The organism is Paenibacillus sp. J22FR83, from assembly GCF_059691955.1.
Window position 1 is genome coordinate 48,363 of sequence record NZ_JCAUAM010000019.1, and the last position, 21,294, is coordinate 69,656.

The window sequence follows — 21,294 nt, forward strand, 5'->3', positions numbered from 1 at the left end:
GATACGACGATGAAAATTAAACGAACACCAGGTGAAATCGCTTTTGACTCAGCGAATGCACTTCTCTTATTACTGTTTTGTGCGGCAGTTGCCATTCCACTAATGAATGTCATTGCGGGCTCTTTTAGCTCCAATGAAGCGATTATCCACTCCGAAGTGTCACTTTGGCCAGTTGGCTTCAATCTTCACAACTATGACTTTGTCATCCGCAATGCGGTGTTCTGGAGGTCGTTCGGGGTCACGATTCAGATTGTATTGATTGGAACGGCCATCAACATGGCGCTTACGATTCTTACTTCCTATCCGCTATCCAAAGGGTGGCTAGGCGGCCGCAAAGCGATTCTGCTTTTCATCATCTTCACGATGATTTTTCAGGCGCCGATGGTGCCGATGTACATTTTGATCAAAAGCTTAGGCCTGCTCAACAGTATCTGGTCACTCATTATCCCAGGTGCGCTGAGCGCGTTCAATATGATGCTGTGCATTACCTTCATGAGGTCGATTCCGGAAGAACTTTTTGAAGCAGCACGAGTGGATGGCATGTCCGAGTACAACATCGTGTGGCGAATCGTAGCGCCATTATCTATGCCGATTAATGTGACCCTGATTCTATTCTACGCGGTAGGGCATTGGAACAACTATTTAGGACCCCTATTGTATATCACCGATCGCGAGCTGCAGCCCCTGCAATTGTATCTCTATAAGCTCATTTCACAATTTGATATGGATTCTGCTGGAGGCCAGTCCATTTTGGAGCTTTCCACGGCAGTAACCCCACAGGGGTTGCAAATGGCGACGATTGTCATTGCTACGCTTCCGATTATCATTGTTTATCCATTTTTACAAAAGCATTTCATTAAAGGTGCACTGTTAGGTTCAGTTAAGGAATAAGGGGAGGTATAAATGAGCGTCGACCCGATTCCATGAAAGAGGTGATGTGGCGTATTCCAGTAATGCCCAGATGTATATGAGAAACGAACTACACTATAATGAAGAAACTAGGGAGGGTCTATTCGATGAAAGTAAAGATGAAACAAATGGTTACGCTTGTATGTATGGTATGTCTTGCAGGTGCAACAGTTGCCTGTTCCTCAGATAAGGGCTCCACGACTGCAACGACACAGGCTCCAGTGACACCTGCTGCAAGTCAAAGCACGACGCCGGCTGCACCAGAGAAAATTAGCATTTTCGTCTCCAATAACGCCCAACAGATTCCGGCAGGAAAGTCAATGGATCTAGCTACCGTTAAGTATCTCGCTCAAAAAACAAATACAGATCTAAACATCACCTTCCTCCCGCATGAAAACTACATGGATCAGCTGAAATTGAAGTTCGCTTCCGGTGATATTCCCAACGTTCACATGGTTTGGGGCATTGAGACCTCTGATCTTGTTATCAATGGTCTAGCGATGGATTTGAAGCCTTTAATCGATAAATATGGACCGAATTTGAAGAAAAACATTCCGCAGTCCGCTTGGGATGCAGTTACGCTGAATGGCAAAATCCTTGCGATCCCACAATTAGCACAAGGGAATGCACCAGCGGAACGTGTCATTTATGTGCGTAAGGATTGGATGGATAAGCTGGGCATTAAGGAACCGAAGACATCTGCTGAGTTCCTGGATATGCTGCGTGCTTTCCGTGATAAAGACCCGAACGGCAATGGCAAGAAGGATGAGATTCCTTTTGCTTCCCGTGAGAAATTCGAGTGGGCGGATAACATTTTTGGCATGTACGGTGTGAATCTGGACTCCAACAGTCTCTACAATAACGAGGTTATGCCTGGTTATGTGAACCCGAATATGAAAAAAGCGCTGGGCATGCTCAACACAATGTACAAAGAGAAGTTGATCGATACGGAATTCTTGACGAATACACGGGCGATTTGGGATCAAAAAATTAAGTCCGACCTCGTAGGTTCGTGGAATCACGTTGTATTTGGCGCATGGGATCCTTGGCAAAAAGAGCTTAGCAAGTTGCTTCCTGACAAAAAACCTAACGTACTAAGCATTCCGACACCAAGAGGTGAAGGTTACGATGGGAAACTGGGACGTGTTGAGAAGCCTGTTCTGAAAACATTTGTCGTGCACAAAGATACGAAAAATCCTGAGGCTGTTGTCAAAATGTTCGATTGGCTCGTTTCGGAAGAAGGACAATTGTTCACGGAGCTAGGTATTGAAGGTCAATCGTATACCAAAGAAGGTACAGCACTTAAGTACAATGCAGACAAAGATCCTGATTTGAAATGGCGTTCTGCTGTATTCCAAATGCATGGTTTCCATGAGCAAGCTCAGAAAGTATTGATCAATAACGATGAAGCGTACAACAAGCTGATTCAAACGATCGAAACGTCCCGTAAAGAAGGTATCCCGAATCCAACGGCAGGTATGCCGCCTTCAGAAACGTTGACGAAGAACGCAGATCTTGGTTATAAAGGTTCCTTCCAGGAAGCTGCAGCCAAAATTATTCTTGGCGAGAAGCCGCTGGACTACTTTGATGAGTATGTAGCGAACTGGAAGAAACAAGGTGGAGACAAAGCAATTAAGGAATTGACGGACTGGTATAACGCTAACCGCAAGAAGTAAGGTAGTCGTAAGGTAGTCGCATGACTTGACACATGCCCATCTGAAGCTGGTAGGATACTTGCTCAGATGGGTCCTCTTTTATGAATGATGGATGTAATTGAAGGAAGGATGAGATCGGTGATGATGAGAATGGGTAAAATGGGGAGACTTCTTGCTCTTCTGTTAATCAGCGCGATGCTGGTTGTACCGTTCCAACCCAAGGTTTCCTTAGCACAGGTGCTGACGGAAGAGGAATTGGGTCAACTGCCTGGCAGTGAGGTTCTTATTTCTGATATTCGCATGCAGGGAGCGGCGCTGAACCCCGAGGCTGCGTTGTATGGAACTGTTGCAAACTCAACAGTGGAGGGGCAATCGTTTACAGAGGCATTACGCTTTGCGACGAACGTGCAGCCAGCTAGTACGTATCTTTTGCAATATGTGCTCCCAATTGAAGCGAGTATTGAGAAAGATGATGTGATTCTGGCAACATTCTATGCAAGAACGCTGCGATCCACGGTTGAAACGGCTGAAGGTACAGTCGCATTGGTAATGGAGAAGAGAGGGAATTTTGAGAAGTCGATTACCGAGACGATAACGGTTCCTACACAATGGAAGAAATTCATTGTGCCGATTAAAGCTGCCTTGTTGATGGAAACGAACACACCACAGATTGCGTTCCGACTTGGCTATAAGCCACAGGAGATCGAAATCGGCAATCTGAAAGTCGTGAATTATAAGAAAGCGGTTACATTCGAGAACTTGCCGAGCACGCCAGTTATTTACGATGGAATGGAAGAAGACGCTCCATGGCGCGCAGAAGCCAATCAGCGTATTGAGCAGATTCGCAAAGGAGATATGCAGGTTGAGGTGAAGGATGAGAACGGTCTTCCCATCCAGGGGGCAGATGTTCATGTGAAGATGATGAAACATGACTTCAAGTTCGGTACTGCTGTTAATAGCACGATGATTAATGGTACGGATGCGAATGCAGAAGCGTATCGAACTAAGCTCAAAGAGAATTTTAATTCGGTCGTTATGGAAAATGAAATGAAGTGGCAATGGTGGGAACAAGATCGAAGCCGCACCGTAAATCTCTATAATTGGTTGGGTTCCAACGGATTTGATATTCGCGGACATGCTCTCTTATGGGATGGTTCTACGCGCGTGCCAGCAGATATTCCAGGTATGGTGAGCAATAAGACAGCGCTGGAGAAGCGGATTCAAGATCATTTCCATGAGCTGGCAGGCTTCTTCAGGGGGAGATTATATAACTGGGATGTGCTGAATGAACCTGTTCTGAACAGCATGATCCGCAGTACGTATACAGACCAAGGCGCGCTGATGGCGAATTGGTTCAAAATGGCCAAAGAAGCGGATCCAGCGGCTAAGCTATATGTCAATGAAACGCAAATTCTTGGCGTAGATGCGCCTGTGATTCAAAATTTTTCGAATATTTTGCAAGGGATGAAAGATAACGGCGCTCCTATCGATGGGGTCGGCATTCAGGCGCATTTCGGCAGTACGCCGGTAAGTCCGATGGCGTTCTATAATCAACTTACGCATTTTACGCAGTACGCACCTGAAATTGCCATTACGGAATTTGACGTGAATTCACCGAAAGAAGATATTCAAGGGAAATTTACACGGGATATCTTGCTTGCTTCGTTTAGCCACCCGAATGTGACATCGTTTACGATGTGGGGATTCTGGGATGGCGCTCATTGGCAGAATAACGCTCCACTGTTTCGCAGCAACTGGACGTTGAAGCCTTCAGGCGAGCAGTGGCGCAATCTGATCTACGGAACATGGTGGACGGACGTGACAGGCACAACGAATGCCAGCGGTCAGTACCAAACGCGTGGATTCTATGGGGACTATGACATTATCGTCACGAAGGACGGCGTCAGTCAGACGGTTAAAGCTTCCTTATTGCAAGGCCAAGATAATAAAGTGTCCGTTGTATGGGGAGTACCCTCACAAGGTGGAACGACAGAAACCTTCGTGCCTCTAACTATACCTGCTCAAAATGCAGAAATCACGGCTCCAGTTTGGCCGTATGGCAGCACATTTGCCGTATCGGAGGCAACGCCGACTTCAGTGACATTCCGTTGGCCAGCAGCTCATGACAATTTGAATGTAGCGGGGTATCGCATCTTTAATAATGGCCGCCTCGTGACACAAACGACAGCGAATGTAACGAGCTATGATGTGACAGGACTAACACCGGGGCAAACTTATGTGCTGCGTGTCCAGGCGGTAGATGCGCATGGCAATCTTTCGCTTCCTAGCCCAGATATTCAGACGGCAACAGGATCGGCAGCGGATGCGACAAGACCTGGCTGGGAGAAGGGCTCGTTTATCACCATAGACAATTCCAACATAACGGAGACAGAGGCTACGTTTTCTTGGCCGGCAGCTGTTGATAATGATGTTGTTACAGGCTATCGTATTTATGTTAACGGTCAAATCGTAGGGGACTCGGATGTACCCTCTTATTCGTTGAGTCATCTATCTGAGAACAGTCTCTATACGGTTCGTATTGAAGCGAAGGATGCTGAGGGGAACTTGTCCGCAGGTGGACCGATCGTTACGTTCCGATCACTCGGTGTGACAGATGTGACAGCTCCCGCGTGGACATCGTCAGATCAACTTAATGCGGCGGAAACTACAGCGACCAGTGTGAAATTAAACTGGAACACCGCACAGGATGCACGCGGAGTGAGTGCGTATCGTGTATATCAGGGGAATCAAGAGCTGGTGACATTGCCAGGCACAGCGCAACAATTCCAAGTGAACGGGTTAGCTCCTAACACTAGCTATTCCTTCAAAGTAGAAGCTGGAGATGGCAGTAATAACTGGTCTGTAACGGGGCCGGTAAGTACGGTTAAAACGCTTATAGGAGCGGATAACTCAGCACCACAGTGGCCGAATAATCGTATGTTGACGTACAGTGCCTTAACGGATCACACGGTGACGTTAAACTGGACGCCAGCCGTTGATAACATGGATGTATCCGGTTACCGGGTATATCAGAACAACAGCGTCATTGCGGATGTCTATGGGTCTGAACAGACTTATGCTGTAACCAATCTGACTGCAGGTGGGAACTATGCATTCCGCATTGAAGCTCGTGATGCAACGGGGAATTGGAGCGCGGGTGGACCTTCAGTCACGGTAACAACCGTTCCAGGAGTGACAAGAACGCAGCAAATTCTGTACCCGAGCGATGATACCTTCATCCAAGCGCCAGCAACATTCGGAGGAGCAGGTACGAACAATAATATTGCCTATCTTCGTTATAAGAATGCGGCAGGTGCTACGCCGAGTGATACGAACAAAAATACAGGAAATAACAGACGTGCTTATCTAAAGTTCCCATTAACATCGGTTACTGGAAATGTGTATGATGCCTCATTGAATCTCTATGTGTTTGCTGTTCAAACACCGAATATGGATATTCCTATGGATCTTTATCAGACAGGGGATAACTGGTCGGAAGCAGGCGCAACACCGGTAAACTGGTTGAACAAACCTGTTGACGGGTCTAAGATAGCTTCTACCCTTGTACGAAACGCTAATTTTTGGAAAACGTTCTCGGTGACGAGTCAGGTGGCAACAGAACTCCATGGAGATGGAACGATCTCCTTCAAGCTTCAAGACGATGCTTGGCTAGATCAGAATGTTGATATCCATTCCAAAGAAGCAGCGGGTGCAAATGCCATTTATAAGCCTTACTTATCTGTCGGCACAGAGCAAATGCCCGTGGATGCAACACCGCCTACTTGGAGCAGCGGTACATTAAGTGCTACACAAGTACAACCTCTCGGAGCAACGCTGACTTGGTCCAGTGCACAGGATCAGAGGGGCGTTAATGGCTATACCATCTATCGTAATGGTACTGAGATTGCCACAGTTGGCTCTGATGTCTACAGTTATGCAGTAACGGGGTTAACGCCTGCAACAGCGTACACATTCAAGATTGAGGCCAAAGATGGAAGTTTGGTATCAACGACAGGTCCTGCAACTAGCCTTACAACCCCAAGCGCAGATATCCTAGCGCCAACTTGGTCAGGAGCGGCTGTTTTATCTACGCAAGATGTATCGCGTTTTGGCGTTACCTTACAATGGCCTGCAGCTACGGATCAGTATGGGATAGCAGCCTATGATATTTATAACGGAAATTCGGTTGTAGGCACTGTTAATGGTGATGTGCAAACCTATCACGTAACAGGACTTACGGCAGGGTCAGTTTATGACTTCCATGTCAGTGCGCGAGATGCATCAGGCAATCATGCTGCAGGACCTGGGATTCAAGTAACGACGCTTGCACCGGATACGGCTCCGCCTACATGGAGCCAGAATAGTACACTAATCGTGTCGGGTATAACATCATCGGGGTTACAACTGAATTGGCCTACGGCTTCAGATGATACGGAGGTTCATGCCTACCGCATAGAGCAGAATGGTGTGGCAATTGCACAGGTTGCCAATGATGTACGAACTTATTACGTTAATGGCCTGGACGCTAATACTCAGTATCCTTTCTCCGTTGTCGCCATGGACAAGGCAGGTAATGCGTCACAACCGCTGCAACTGACAACTAGTGTCTATAAGCTAGATACCATTACGCCGCAATGGCCGACTGGTTCAAGAATCCATTCTACGAAGTTGTCCGATCGCGAGAACTTGGAATGGGATAGAGCTACAGACAACGCTGGCATTGAATGGTATCTCGTGTACCGTAATGGCGTTCAAGTGGCACAAGTAGACGCTACTTATACAAGTTACTCCATCATGGGTACACCAGACGCTGCAGCCGTGTATAAAGTTGAGGCGAAGGATTATGTCGGCAACGCGACCGTATTCGGGCCGAGCACGGATGATCCAGAAATTCCAATACCGAGTGACACAACAGCGCCTGGTTGGCCTGCGGGAAGCGCTTTGACACAAGGAAACGTAACATCAAGTACCATTCAACTTTCATGGAGTCAAGCAATTGATCGTATAGGTGTAACCCAATACAAATTGCTGATGAATGGCAATGTAGTGACAACTACGCCAAACACGACATGGCAGGTGACCGGATTAACTGCCGATACGGCTTATGACTTCAAGGTTGAAGCGGCGGATGCGGCGAACAACTGGTCAAGCAATGGTCCAACGCTTCAGGTTAGAACGCAAACTGTTCTTTCGCCAACTGGGCCATCTACAGGAACAGGGACCGGGACGCAATCAGAGTCTGGAAAGCCGACGATATCTCTTACCAATGGGGAGGCTAAGATTACTTTCCCAGCAACTAGCGTAACAACCAAAGATGGGAAAGCCACAGCAACCATTGATACAACAACATTGGAAGAAGCTTTTAAGCAGATGGCTGCACAAGCGGGGGGCACGACTTCCAAAGTAACCCTGCAAGTACCCCAAGTCGCAGGAGCTAACAGCTACGCCCTTGAGCTGCCAACGGTGTATCTGACACAGCAAGCTCCAGCACACGAGTTTGTGATTTCCACGGAACTGGGTACGGTTGTTCTTTCTAGCCATATGTTTGCTACTAACGCAGCAGCGGCTGGGCAGTCCACGCTTACGCTCAACATTTCGAGAGATAAACTCCCTGCACAAACCGATCTGTTGGGTCGAGCCGGAGTCGTCATTGATCTACAATTCACAGCATCGGGTCAACCGCTGAAATTCGAGAACAAGGCTGCTTCTGTTACGGTGAGTATCCCTTACGCTCTATCTTCAGAAGAGAAAGCTCATCCAGAACTGTTAAATGTTTGGTACGTGAATGCACAAGGTGAAGCTCAACTCGTACCGACGGGCAGCTATAATGCTGCTACGGGCAGCATGGAATTCAGCACGAATCATTTCAGTATGTACGCGGTTTCCTACAACAAGCCAGCTTTCCAAGATCTCGCTTCCACAACGTGGGCGCAGAAAGCCATTGAAACCCTTGCTGCCAAAGGGATTATTCAAGGAGTTACGGCTCAAGCGTTCAATCCGACAGCAGCTATTACACGAGCTGACTTCACGAAATTGCTAGTCGAAACTTTCGGGCTGCAAGCGACAGTTGAGTCGCGTTTCACGGATGTTCAGAGGGGGGGCTACTACGAGAGGGCAGTTGGCATCGCAAGTAAACTTGGGATTGCCAATGGCGTAGACGATCAACACTTTAACCCGCAAGCGAATATCACGCGTCAAGATATGTTCGTTATGATTACTAGAGCCCTGGCTCAAGTGAACAAAGCCTTGCCAGCAGCGAATAACGCAAGTAAATTCACGGACGGAGCCGATATCGCTTCTTATGCGGTGCAGGCTGTAAACGCCCTCGTTCAGCAAGGTTTAGTCGAAGGCGACGCCGGCAAAGTAAATCCGCTGGGCCAGACAACCAGAGCGGAAACGGCCGTTATGTTGTACCGATTATTCCAATTTATGTACTAATAAAATGCAAGGCGTAAACCGTGCCTATCCGTAGGCGCGGTTTTTGTCGTATTGTAAACGAAAAAGTACGATCCCTACAGTAAATAAAACGCTTACCTCATTGCTCAGGGCCGAAAATGGGCATATTATTTAAATACGAGACGCTAAGCACACCACTGTCTGTTCACAAGGGGAGATCAATTTGATTAACTATATGGTCAAGAGCTTGAAACGTTCCCTCAAATGGCGGCTCATCTCCATCATCGTTACTATTCTGATTTTTACGGTTTCAACGATCGGTATTTCCAGCTACATGCAGACGAGAAGCTCGGTGCGTAAAGATATTGACCATCTCAGTATGCAAATTCTTAAGCAAGCCAATATGAACTTAAACCGATATTACTCGGAGTACGAGTTAGCCTTCCTAATGCTAAGCAACAGTCTCGAAGTACGGGATTGGATGCGTGTTTCGTCTCCCAATGTATCTTCTGAGCTCATCCGAACGTACGAGAGAATTAAAGATAATTATTTGAATCGCTTATTTCTGCAATATCCCGAGGTATTATCGGTCTCTTTGTATAATCCGAGCGGCTTTGAGCAGCATTTTGTCAATACGTACGCCCTTCCTTTAAAATATACGATTAAAAATGAACCCTATTTTGCCCAAAGCGGCAATTATGAGAAGGTTAAATTTATAACCGGCATTTCTGAGAATTACATTGATGCAGCGAATCAGAAAATGAAGATCCCAGTCTTGACCCTTTTTAAGCAGCTGAGCAACGGGTATTTGAAAATCGATATCTCACTGAAACCGTCTCAGAGCGTCATGTCTCAAATCAATATTGCCAATACGGGTTCAGCCCTCGTCATGGACCAAGACGGTACGATTATTCATCATTCTCATTCCGCAGAGGTGATGGGGCAGATGGATGATCATATTGTGCAAGCGGTGAAGGGGCAGCAGGAGGGCTCCGTGTTCGACAAGTCGGGGAAAGAGCTTATTATTTTTCAAACCATTCAGATGACAGGCTGGAAAATTATTGCGATCCTGCCCTATCAAGAGATTGCCCAGAGCATCAATTATACGAGAAACGTCACGATTGTCATTGCGATCTCGGCTTTGATTATTTCGGTATTGCTCACCTATTTCGCTGCTTCTTCCATTACAAGGCGTATTCTAGGTTTGCGTAAAATGATGAAAGCGATGCAACTGACGAGCTCCTTCCATTTGCGGGCCGAGGTGGAGGGCGTGGATGAGGTTGCTGATTTGAGCATTTCTTTTAATAATTTGCTCGGTCATCTGGAGCAGTCCATACATGATCATGCGGAGACGCGCGTTTTGCAGCATCGGGCTGTAATTTCGGCGCTTCAGTCGCAAATTAATTCGCATTTTTTATATAACACGCTCGAAACGATTAATTCCATGGCTGTCATTGCTAAGCAATCGCATATTGGTCATGTTGCTGTCAATCTCTCGAATATGCTGCGCTACACGTCCGATTTCAAAAATATGAAAGTCATCCTCAAAGAAGAGATTAAGCACTTGGAGAATTATTTGACGATCATGAAAGTCAGATTCAAGGATGAGGTTACTTATAGCATTGAGGTGCCTGAGGCGCATTTGCAGGCAATATGTACGAAAGCTCTTCTGCAGCCACTGGTGGAAAATAGTATTAAACACGGCAGAGAAACGACAGGGGAATCCGTACATATCCATATTCGCGGGGAGGTCGTTCAGCGAGATAAAGGGGACAAGCTGCTGCTCACGGTTGCCGATAATGGACCTGGTTTCTCAACAGAGACGTTAGTCAGATTAAAGCAGGAACAAGCGGATTCACACGCGCATCAGTACCGACACAATCAAGTCGGACTTTCGAATCTCGTTTACCGTTTGCATATGTTTTATGCGGGGGAAGCTAACATTACATTCTTCAATGATCCTGTCTCAGGGGGAGCGGTTGTTGAAGTCATATTGCCCTTACAAGATAGTTTGGATACGTAGAAAGGGGATAGCGATCAGATGAACAGACTTATTATTGTGGACGATGAAGATCTCATTCGTGAAAGCTTGGCGATACAAGTGTCAGAAATGGAAGGAGTCACGGTATCTGGCTCGCTCCCTAATGGCCGTAAAGCGCTGGACTGGCTCAAAGAGCACTATGCTGATATTTGCATGACGGATGTGCGGATGCCGCTTGTGGATGGATTGCAATTGATGAAAGAAATTAATCAACTGTATCCTTGGATGATCTGTATCGTGATTTCAAGCTATGATGATTTCCAATATGCCAAAAAGAGTATCGAGCTTGGCGCCGTTGATTATGTGCTGAAGCCTACGGATAGCACCCTCTTGCAAGAGGCTGTTCAGAAGGCGAGCGCCCGCATCCGCACCGGTCGGCGTCATGAGGCGAATCAGCTGCTGCTGCATAAGCTGCCTGTTTATAAGCCGATGCTGGATAGCTGGCTGGAGATGGTGTTGTCCGTCTATTTGCACGGACAGCCGCTGATTATCGTAGACACGCTGGCGATGTTGGAATCCTGGGTCGACGGACGATATGAGATTCTGAATGAGCTATCCATGGCATGGACCTCACTTGTCATCGAAGAGCTGAAGAAGCAGGACATCCACGTGAAGTATGAGGAAGGCGAAGACGTTGAGCTTGGGGAGCATAACCTGCAGCACTCGGAGGTGCGGCAGTATTTCCGTTTGTGTGCGGTGAGACGCCTGGAGCAAGCAGCGAACATTCTGATGGATCGTGCCCGCAAAGCGAAGAACCTGCAGAAGGAGAGCGTCGTCGACCAAGTCAAGCGCTATATCGAAGAGCATTACGCAGAGAACTGGGGGCTTCAGGAGTTGGCGGATCATGTGGCGATGAGCCGTTCGTATTTAGCGAAGCTTTTTAAAGAGCAGGCGGGCATGACGATCTGGACGTATTGCGTCAACGTTAGAATGCGTAAAGCACGGGATTTGCTGCTGACTTCCTCGTTGAAGAGCTACGAAATTGCCCTGCAAGTGGGCTATGAGAACAGCATCCACTTCTCGCGTATTTTCAAACAGTATCATGGCCTGAATCCGATGGAGTATAAGGAAAGATTTGGTGGTGAATGAGGTGAGGGGTGGGGGCGGAGCGGGCACTTCCCCCGATTTCGTCGTATTCGTGCAGTAAATAACCTTTTTGCCTCAGTGTTTTGAAAACGATTTCATTGTAAGTTAAGGGAGGTTGAACGTGGGCCAAATTTGAGAAAAGAGGTGCATGCAGAATGATTTCACACAGAAAGAAGGTTTATGGTGTAATTGGGTTAGCGATTGGGATGTTGGTGAGCGTGGCTCCCCCAGTTTCAGCAGCAAGTACGGTAGCGTTGTACAAAGATACGACGTACCAAACGATTTGGGGATTCGGTGCGGCAGCCAATCACCCGGTGAATGAGTTGAGAACGAATTACAATGCAACCACGCAAGGGCAAATTCTAGATAAACTGTTTCGCACGGATGCCTCCAATGCTGGATTGTCGATCGTAAGAATGGAGATCAACCCCTATACGGCTGAGCAGGATGCTGTACAAACAACGTTCATGCCTTCTTCAGGTGTGACAGATTGGAACACGGATCTGCATCAGAGATGGTTCGCCCAAGAGGCGAAAAATCGCGGGATGAACCAGTTCTATGCGGTGCCTTGGAGCCCTCCAGGCTGGATGAAAACGAACGGTTCGCCCAACAACGGCGGGCATCTGAACACCTCGCAATATGATAATTTCGCCAATTATATGAAGACGTATGTGAATCAGTATCGGAATGTATTCGGGTTCAATATCAAGTGGGTCAGTGTGCAAAATGAACCTGATTTAGCAACGCCTTATGCTTCGGCGCAGTATACGAATAGTGAATTAGATCAAGTATCTGCGAAGGTCGCCGATGCGGTTCACAGCTTGAATCAAGGCGTGTTGGTTGGTGCCCCAGAGGGCTCTAATCGCACCGCTTCGAACAACTACATGAACGGTTTCAGTGCGGCGACGCGGGCGAAGCTGGATTTTGTCTCGGTCCACGATTACAGTACGTATGTCGATGTGAACCATTACGGTAAACCGTTGATTGCGACGGAAGTTAGCAATTTCCAAACTGCCAATGATCCAAGCATCACGGATGGGTTGAAGTGGGCGAATATGATTGCCGCTGATTTGAAGCGCGGCGAGCGAGGCTGGCTGTACTGGTGGGCAGTGAACCCTGCTGCCAGCACCTCAGGCGAAGGGCTCATCAACTTAGGGGCAAATAATGCGTTCACGGTGAACAAGAGACTCTACGTAATGGGGCAATTCAGCCGTTACTTGCGTCCAGACGATACCCGTATTCTGGCATCCTCGAGCGACAGCAATCTTGTTACAATCGGTGGGAAGAATGGGACGGGGCGCGCATCTGTTGTGCTGATCAATAATAGCACGTCGGCGATCACGACGACGATTAGCGGTCTGACATTGGCTAATGTGTCAGGAAGACGCACCAGCGCCACGGAGGATCTGGCCAAATTAACGGATATGGCTGTGACGGGCGGTGCGATTACGGTTACGCTGCCAGGTAAATCCGTGACGAGTTATGTGGAATACTAAACGATCGGACACGTTTATCCGTTGCTAGATCTGGGTATCCTTTTACTAGAGTAGTAGATTCTAGTGAGAGGTGGAGTTGGAACGATGACAACAGAAGCATCGAACGTCTTTAAACCCGTCATTCCTAGCAGAATAGCGGAATCCATGGAAAGCCTGCGCAAGGAAGGTTGGGTTGATGACGACTTTTTTAACTTCTCGCGCTACGATGAAGAATCTGCCGAGGCTCGTCTGTTATATCACTATTTCCGAAACAATCGTGTAACCTTTGCGGCGGCGGTCATCAATAGCTACAGTGTTGAGGAGATGCAACAGTAGATGGATGAAAAAAAAGCCCCTTACCCAGCTTTTTGGCTGGGTGAGGGGCTTTTGTGTTTTATGTGGCACTTTTATTTGTGGTGCTCGAAAGAGCAATAAGTGCATCCGTAAGTGAAAAAATCGACTATCTCGCCACCAAAAGCGCCACTGGCACCTGAGATAGTCGAAAAAATCGACTAAACGCATCCAAAAACGACTTACAGTAGCGACAAACGTAGCTATCTTCACGTATAATAGTACCCAATAAAGTCACCAATAGGTGGAGGGAATGCGCAAATGTTTGTAAAAAAGAGCACGTTTACTCGGAATGGCAAGTCTTATGTCTACTATAAAATCGTCAGCACCTATAAAGATGATTCGGGTAAAAATAAGCATCGTGTGATCAAGCATCTCGGTAAGCTCTCGGAGGAAGAGGTAGCAGAGGTGCGCAAAGTGTTGAAGGAGCAGAGCTCGCTGCAAGCCAAGAATGCTGAGGAGCCGGTTGAAATAGACGCGCAGCGTACAACGGTTCAGTTGCCGCAGGAAGTGCCGCAATTTATTTTGCATGACGCTAAGCTGCTACTATATGAACCTTTCGTGCAGAAACAGTGGAATGTGACAGAAGTGGATATGCTGTTACTCGTGCGTGAGGGTACAGGTGAGCTGTTCATGGATGGCAAAAAGATTACGCTCAAGTACGGAACAGTCGTCTATGCGCCGTCTGGCAGTGGGATGCATGTCGTCAACACCAGCAGTATTCAGCTGCAGTTGGATCGAATTGCCTTCGATGTGATTATCAGAAGCGGGTCGCCTGCAGAGAAGGGAACCTACCTTCCCTATCGCATACAGCGGATGTTTCAGGAGCCGACGCAACTGCAAACTCCTTACTGGGCGCTGCAAGTATCCCAAGAGCTCGAGGAGAGGCAAGCTAGCAGCCAGCCAGAGGATGTGTTCAAAAGGCAAATCTTATTTTATACGATGATGGATATGATTCTTCAAAATACCGGCGAAGCCCGCCCGCAAGAAGCACGCAATGTGATCGAGCATGCGGTTACACTGATTCATAAGCATTATCGCGATGATTTGACACGTGATCAGATCGCGGAGCAGCTCGGTGTCAGCCCAGAGCATTTCTCGCGATTGTTCAAAAAAGAAATGGGCATGGGATTTATCGACTATTTGCTTCATTTTCGCATGGAAAGATCACGTGAACTATTGCAACTCTCGAGGGCAAATGTACAAGAAATCGCCCAGCAAGTTGGCTTTCAGAGTCAGTATTATTTTAGTCGTAAATTTAAGCAATTGGTAGGATTCTCGCCGAGCACTTATGTTCACCAGCCGAAGACATATGTATCGTTGGATGCTTGTCTCACATCCAGTTTGCTGACGCTGGGCGTGGTTCCGCGTGTTGGGATGATCAATCCATGGATGACTTCCCACTATCAAGAAGTGCTGACTCGGGGGGAGTTTAAGCCGATTGAAGGCTTAGATGAACAAAGTGCTGAAGAGGTCAAAGCGCTGGGGCCAGATCTGATTTTCAGCAATGTAAATAAACAGGATATGGCGATGATTCGCACCTTGGGACCCGTGGCAGAGATTAATCTCGAGAAGATGGATTGGCGGGCACAGCTGCGATTCATAGCAGATGTTGTTCGGAGGCAGGAGGAGGCAGAGGCGTGGCTTCAAGAGCTCGATCGACGAATTGCTGCAGCCAGAGAAAAGCTCGGACGAATTATCGATCCCGAAGATACATTTCTTATCATGAAGATTGTTTCAGGCAAAATATATGTCTATGGCGATCTGCGAAGTTTAGGTGGACCGATGCTCTATCAAGGCTTACAGCTGCCCCCTCCGCGTATCGTCAAGGAACGCATTATCAACGCTAAGTTGCTTAACCGCCTTGTTTCGCTTACTGAGCTTAGCGAGTATACAGCGGATCACATCTTCCTCGTTAATTATGAATCCAACTGGCTGGAGGGAGCGGAGTCGTTCAAGTCCCACCCGAACTGGAAGAAGTTAGCTGCCGTGCGCAAAGATCAAGTGTATGAGGTGAATCCAGATATCTTTTATGGATTTGATCCCCTATCCTTGGAGCTCCAACTAGAGGAAATGCTGGAGCGGCTGTCATCACATTTGTAAGTAAATATCGTCATGAATGTGTATGGACGTTATTATAAAGTCATTGATATGATCCTAGTGAGAACTATTATCATTATCAAGAGGAGAGATATACATCATGATTACAAAGAAAGCATGGTTATCCGGGGGGATGACAGCCCTGCTGCTCGTTTTGAGCGCATGTGGCAGCAGTACAGATAAGTTGGATTCAGCTTCCTCTACGGCGAAAGTAGAAGCGTCAGCTTCGGCTGCACCGAAGACAATTGTAGCCAAGACAACCAAGGGAGACGTCACAATTCCGGCAGAACCGAAGCGAGTGGCAGCAGCTTACTATCATGGTACTTTGGCAGCATTAGGCCTGACACCAATTGCCGCTAGCAAAGAATGGTGGATGGGAAGTCCTTTCCTTACAGAGCAAGAAGCAAAGATGACCGATATCGGCTCGCCGGCTTCTCTTGAGAAGGTCACATCACTAGATCCAGACTTAATCGTTATTAATGGGTTTTCGGAGGACAATTACGATAAGTTTTCGAAGATTGCACCAACCGTGTTCATTCCATATACCGCGTACAAAAACGTTCGTGAAGAAGTGAAATTGCTCGGGGAGACATTTGGCAGACAGAAGGAAGCGGATCAGTGGCTGGCCAAGTATGAGCAGAAGGCCAAAGAGAGCCGGGAGAAAATTAAAGGCTCGGTGAAAGAAGGCGAAACAGCCGTCATTATTAATGTTCGTGAGAAAAAGATTTCCCTGCTCGGTGATAACTACGGCCGCGGTGGTGAAGTCATCTACAATATGCTGAAGCTCAAAGCGCCTGATTTCGTGCAAAAGGAAGCCATCGATAGCGGCAAGCAGCTAGTCGAAATTCAGATGGAGACATTGCCGACCTATGCGAATACCGATCATATTTTTATCTGCATGAATGTTGGTACGACGGACGAGCAAGTGAAAGCGATCTTGGAAAGCCCGATCTGGAAGACGCTTCCCGCTGTGAAGAACAATAAAGTACACATTCTAGACTACAAGACGTATTTACATTACGATCCAATCTCGATTCTAGGACAAGCGGATCTAATCGCGGACATGTTGGTTAAGAAGTAGTCTTTCAAAGAACCTGAACCCCCACGTTTAAAGCGTAGTGGCGCTCAGGTTCTTTTGCGTGAAACTTACGCACTAAGCACCAATTGGAAATATTTTACATGTGCATACTAAGCACTTATTTAAAAGGAGTTACTCCAGATCGTACAGAATTACCCTCCTACACAGACCGACATTGATCGGCGTAAACAATGGGGGATGAAAATGAGCTATTCGAACGTTTTCAACGGGCACAATGCTAAAGAACAATCACAAGTCTCACTTCGTGATCAAGACGTAATACGACGCAATTTTATTGTTTTTCTTGCTATTTCTGCAACCGCTTTACTCATCTATATGAGTGTGCTTACCCTAGGTGCGGGAGAGATGGACTTCAGTCTTAAGTTTACGCTTATATTTGAAACACTCATTTGGTTGACGTTTGGTTACTTGCACTACACCAAGAAGTTTATTCATTATTTATGTTATTTCTCGGTCATTACCAGCGGTATTTCGACTACTGTGCAGCTGGTTGGAAAGTCGGATGTCACGAATATCTTTTCTGTCTATTACATGATGATTATGGCGCTAATCTTTATGAAAATGCTGCCTTGGCTCATCTCTGCTGTATGGGGGCTTGCTTTAGTTCTCTATCAATTCGTCGGACAAAAAGATATGCTGCAAATCGATCCACAGACAGCGCCTACATATCTCATTTATTTTGTCTTGATCAGCGTTCTGATGTTCGGTGCCTTGAAGGTTACTGGTTATATGAATAAAAGCATGGAAGAAGCTCGTAAGCAGGCGGAGCAGTTCCTTGCTCTACAGCAGGAGCAACGCGAAATCGCTACAAAGCAAGTGAAGTTGGTCTCGGAGCATTTGCATTCCATTGCTCAATCAGCCGAGGAAGACAGCTCTTCCTTTGATGAAATGAACAATGCTTTTCAGGATATTGCAACAGGTGCAGGCGACCAAGTTGATTCAACATTATCCATTAATGAGTCCGTGAATCACATGAATGGGCTGATTAAAGAAATGTCGGACTCGATCTACAACTTGCTTGGAAAAACTACCGAAGCCGCTACGCTCTCCGACCAAGGTCTCGGCCGTATGGAGCAGCTGTCAGATACGTTCTTAGCTTTCACCAAAGATATTGAGGCGGTTTCGCAGGACACCACTTCACTGATCATGCGCTTGGATGAAACAAGCCAATTCAGTGACACGATTCAGGATATCGCGAATCAAACGAACCTTCTCTCTCTGAATGCCAGCATTGAGGCGGCAAGAGCCGGTGAACATGGTAAAGGTTTTGCAGTCGTTGCCAACGAAATCCGTAAGCTGGCCGATATGACAGCAAAATCTGCGATTCGTATTTCCGAGCAATTGAGGGAGTTCACAGCACTGTCTAGCCAAACACGTGTTCGGATGGATCAAGTATCCCTTCGCATGGGGCAGAGCACGGAGATTACAGGCCAAACGAAGCAAGCGTTCGAATCCATTACCGATTCTGTCACGATGCTAAAGGAGCTTTCCATGAGTTATGGTGAGCTTATGGATCGGATCAGCAACTCATCCGTGACGATTAGCGATTCCACGAACAACTTGGCGGCAATCTCTGAGGAAGCATCTGCAACACTCGAAGAGTTGTCAGCAACCTTGCAATCGCTGCTCGTCAACAACCGTAAGAACTTGGGTCGCATTAAAGAAGCGGAGCAAAACTTGCGAGTGGTTACTCAATAAAACACGGTACGCAAATATATGTCATTATATATAACATATAAATTGAATTTAAACTTTAATAGAAAAACTTAGTCTAATTAATGTTATTATACTTGACATAAACTTATCTGACCTGTATACTCGAATTAACCGCACGACGATGTGCAACTAATATTCGAGGCAATGGCGCCTATCCTACCACAGGATAGGCGTTTTCTGTCTTTTTTGAAAGGGTGAATACGATGATGAAACATATGAAGAACCTAGTTTTGTTTATCCAATGTCTGCCTGTTGCTTTGAGATGGTACTAGTCGGTCTATGTTAGGTTTTACTACGTATAAGCTCCATGCGCCATAGACAACTTTTAACGCGGTCACTCTTCAAAGAGGGATCGTGCTTAAAGGTTTTTTTCATTTTTATCTAACCTTCATATATTGGGCAAGCTTTCATGATAAGATGAGGGCAAAGCAATGTGAATGGGTTGCATGATTCAGATGGAAGGGAAGTCACGGAATGTCAGATGAACAATTAGCAGTATTAGATGTGTACATTGAACAGGCCGGCTACGATGAGGTGCCGGATATTATTAAGGGGATTCATTTTACAGTAAGGCAAGGGGAGCTCGTGGGCTTGTTGGGTCCGAACGGGGCAGGCAAAAGCACGACAATTAAGAGCCTTCTCGGTTTGTTGAAAGATTTTAAAGGCAAAATCTCCTTCATGGGTGAAAACAAAAGTTACGCGTATATTCCCGAGCATCCCATTCTGTATGATGAATTGACGCTGTGGGAGCACATGGAGTTCGCTGCATCGGTCTATGAGTTGGATCGCACCGTGTTCTTAGAGCGTGCTGACGATCTCTTGCATCGGTTCCGCCTACTAGATGAGAAGCATCAATTGCCTGGGAAATTTTCCAAAGGGATGCAGCAGAAGATCATGCTCATTCTTGGTTTTCTGAATAAACCCGATGTGTACATCGTGGACGAACCCTTCATTGGACTAGATCCGAAGGCGATCAAGGATTTCTTGGGAATGCTGGAAGAGGAGCGGCAGCGTGGAGCAGGTATTCTGATGAGTACCCATGTACTAGATACAGCGGAACGGATTTGCAGTTCATTTGTACTGCTATCGGGCGGTCGATTGGTTGCGAATGGAACCTTGCAAGACATTCAGAAACAATGCGACATGCCGGATGCTACGTTATTCGACTGCTTCCATTCTTTATTATGAGAGGGGCACGAGTGGTTTGAACAGCAGTTCTCAGGTATTTACACGCAGAGTACGCTCGGATTTGAAATTTCAGTATCGCGCCTTGCGCATGGCCGTCGATTGGGTCATCGCCATTTATTTCGTCATTCCACTGCTGATCGTGGCTGGCTATCACTATTATGCGTGGTACATGACGCCTCCTGCCTGGTTAAGCGGGATATCCATACATACGGTGGCAACACTTTTCTACATTTTCACATGGCTGGGCACGCTGCGTTACTTTGTTGAAGAAGGCGATCAGTTATTTCTCCGGCAAAATGAAAGCTGGTTCCGACATCTCCGTCATCTCGGCTATCGGTATTCGGTGGTGCTGCAAGGCGTTACGTCGTTGCTTGTGACGCTGCTTTTCCTCCCCCTACTTGTACCTGTTTATTCGTTTAGCATTGCGCAGGTCGTATGTTTTTGGCTGGTAACTTATGTGGTCAAATTGAATATCGGCCTTATTCGACAAATGCTTGCCCTTCGCTTCCAGCGGTTCTTGCTGTGGATGCTGCGTATTGTGATTTTTGCAGGCGGCGTTTTCGTATTCCAATGGTTAGTCGTAGAAGTCAGGGATCAACAGGTGTACAGTTGGCTTGTGACCCTGGTACTGATCGGAACATTCTTACTTCTAACTCGAACGCGGCTGCGTGAAAAAGGTACCTTCTTCGCGGATGTCGCACGCGAGCGCGATGCTCGGATGCGGATTGTTTCCCTTATGTTAATCCGTGTGATGGAACGCAAAAGAAAACCAACCCGCAGATACCCGCTTCTGTTCAGCAGATCTCAGCGGTTGCTCAAAGGGAAAGGAGCCGGCACAGGCATTGCGGAGCTATTAGTGAAATCGTATTACCGAAATGGTTTGCAATGGCGGCAATCCATACAATTTGTAGTCGTCATCAGTGGTGCTCTGTTTATTCTGCCAGGTGCGATTAAAATTCTCGTCTGGATTGTTGCCGCTGTCTTGCTGGTTTTCTGGCGCAAATCATTCTGCAAAGATGAACTAACGGCACCATTCCTATCCCTATTCCCGATTAAAGACCCGATGAGACACCAAGCGATTCAGACAGCCATTCCGATCCTCGTGCTGCCAGCAATGATGGTTATTAGCCTAGTGACGGGCATCTCGATGCATACTTGGTGGGGGCCGGTTGTCATGATGGGCGCAACGGTGCCGCTAACTTATGGAACTTCTTCGGTGTTTACTAGTTGGTATTAAATGGCTTGTGATGCAAAGGAAGCAAGGAGGAATCAAGATGT

General features: G+C 47.0%; 12 protein-coding genes. All 12 read left to right on the top strand.

Annotation, left to right across the window (positions count from 1 at the left end; genetic code table 11):
* Nucleotides 1-9 precede the first annotated feature (9 nt).
* The 12 genes from AC58PV_RS28315 to AC58PV_RS28370 all read left to right on the top strand — a co-directional run bounded on the left by AC58PV_RS28315 (nt 10) and on the right by AC58PV_RS28370 (nt 21,253).
* Nucleotides 10-891 carry a carbohydrate ABC transporter permease gene (locus AC58PV_RS28315; protein WP_068662080.1) on the top strand — a complete coding sequence of 294 codons (882 nt, stop codon included), beginning with the start codon at nt 10-12 and terminating at the stop codon, nt 889-891.
* Between the two features lie 125 nt (nt 892-1,016).
* Entirely contained in the window at nt 1,017-2,585 is a 1,569-nt protein-coding gene (locus AC58PV_RS28320) for an extracellular solute-binding protein (protein ID WP_497436085.1), read from the top strand.
* A 120-nt stretch (nt 2,586-2,705) separates the two neighbouring features.
* Complete coding sequence (locus tag AC58PV_RS28325; protein WP_497436177.1) at nt 2,706-9,002, top strand: fibronectin type III domain-containing protein; 6,297 nt, start codon at nt 2,706-2,708, stop codon at nt 9,000-9,002.
* Nucleotides 9,003-9,183: 181 nt separating this feature from the next.
* On the top strand, nt 9,184-10,983 hold the full coding sequence (locus AC58PV_RS28330; RefSeq protein ID WP_497436086.1) for a sensor histidine kinase: 1,800 nt from the start codon (nt 9,184-9,186) through the stop codon (nt 10,981-10,983).
* 18 nt (nt 10,984-11,001) lie between these two features.
* On the top strand, nt 11,002-12,090 hold the full coding sequence (locus tag AC58PV_RS28335) for a response regulator (RefSeq protein ID WP_497436088.1): 1,089 nt from the start codon (nt 11,002-11,004) through the stop codon (nt 12,088-12,090).
* A gap of 152 nt (nt 12,091-12,242) precedes the next feature.
* Entirely contained in the window at nt 12,243-13,583 is a 1,341-nt protein-coding gene (locus tag AC58PV_RS28340) for a glycoside hydrolase (RefSeq protein ID WP_497436090.1), read from the top strand.
* Nucleotides 13,584-13,667: 84 nt separating this feature from the next.
* On the top strand, nt 13,668-13,898 hold the full coding sequence (locus AC58PV_RS28345) for a hypothetical protein (RefSeq protein ID WP_497436092.1): 231 nt from the start codon (nt 13,668-13,670) through the stop codon (nt 13,896-13,898).
* A 276-nt stretch (nt 13,899-14,174) separates the two neighbouring features.
* On the top strand, nt 14,175-16,016 hold the full coding sequence (locus AC58PV_RS28350) for a helix-turn-helix domain-containing protein (RefSeq protein WP_497436093.1): 1,842 nt from the start codon (nt 14,175-14,177) through the stop codon (nt 16,014-16,016).
* A 97-nt stretch (nt 16,017-16,113) separates the two neighbouring features.
* Nucleotides 16,114-17,094, top strand: coding sequence for an ABC transporter substrate-binding protein (locus AC58PV_RS28355; RefSeq protein ID WP_497436095.1), 981 nt, complete (start codon nt 16,114-16,116; stop codon nt 17,092-17,094).
* A gap of 201 nt (nt 17,095-17,295) precedes the next feature.
* A complete protein-coding gene (locus AC58PV_RS28360) occupies nt 17,296-18,810 on the top strand; it encodes a methyl-accepting chemotaxis protein (RefSeq protein ID WP_497436096.1) in 1,515 nt (504 codons plus the stop codon).
* 492 nt (nt 18,811-19,302) lie between these two features.
* Complete coding sequence (locus AC58PV_RS28365) at nt 19,303-20,016, top strand: ABC transporter ATP-binding protein (RefSeq protein WP_057308850.1); 714 nt, start codon at nt 19,303-19,305, stop codon at nt 20,014-20,016.
* A 16-nt stretch (nt 20,017-20,032) separates the two neighbouring features.
* The gene (locus AC58PV_RS28370) at nt 20,033-21,253 is read left to right on the top strand and encodes an ABC transporter permease (protein WP_497436098.1); all 1,221 of its coding nucleotides are present in this window, start codon (nt 20,033-20,035) and stop codon (nt 21,251-21,253) included.
* Nucleotides 21,254-21,294 lie beyond the last annotated feature (41 nt).

What these genes read in the sequence shown, in the direction of transcription:
- AC58PV_RS28315 (WP_068662080.1), top strand. Translation starts at nt 10, where the DNA reads ATGAAAATTAAACGAACACCAGGTGAAATCGCTTTTGACTCAGCGAAT.
- AC58PV_RS28320 (WP_497436085.1), top strand. Translation starts at nt 1,017, where the DNA reads ATGAAAGTAAAGATGAAACAAATGGTTACGCTTGTATGTATGGTATGT.
- AC58PV_RS28325 (WP_497436177.1), top strand. Translation starts at nt 2,706, where the DNA reads ATGATGAGAATGGGTAAAATGGGGAGACTTCTTGCTCTTCTGTTAATC.
- AC58PV_RS28335 (WP_497436088.1), top strand. Translation starts at nt 11,002, where the DNA reads ATGAACAGACTTATTATTGTGGACGATGAAGATCTCATTCGTGAAAGC.
- AC58PV_RS28340 (WP_497436090.1), top strand. Translation starts at nt 12,243, where the DNA reads ATGATTTCACACAGAAAGAAGGTTTATGGTGTAATTGGGTTAGCGATT.
- AC58PV_RS28345 (WP_497436092.1), top strand. Translation starts at nt 13,668, where the DNA reads ATGACAACAGAAGCATCGAACGTCTTTAAACCCGTCATTCCTAGCAGA.
- AC58PV_RS28350 (WP_497436093.1), top strand. Translation starts at nt 14,175, where the DNA reads ATGTTTGTAAAAAAGAGCACGTTTACTCGGAATGGCAAGTCTTATGTC.
- AC58PV_RS28355 (WP_497436095.1), top strand. Translation starts at nt 16,114, where the DNA reads ATGATTACAAAGAAAGCATGGTTATCCGGGGGGATGACAGCCCTGCTG.
- AC58PV_RS28360 (WP_497436096.1), top strand. Translation starts at nt 17,296, where the DNA reads ATGAGCTATTCGAACGTTTTCAACGGGCACAATGCTAAAGAACAATCA.
- AC58PV_RS28365 (WP_057308850.1), top strand. Translation starts at nt 19,303, where the DNA reads ATGTCAGATGAACAATTAGCAGTATTAGATGTGTACATTGAACAGGCC.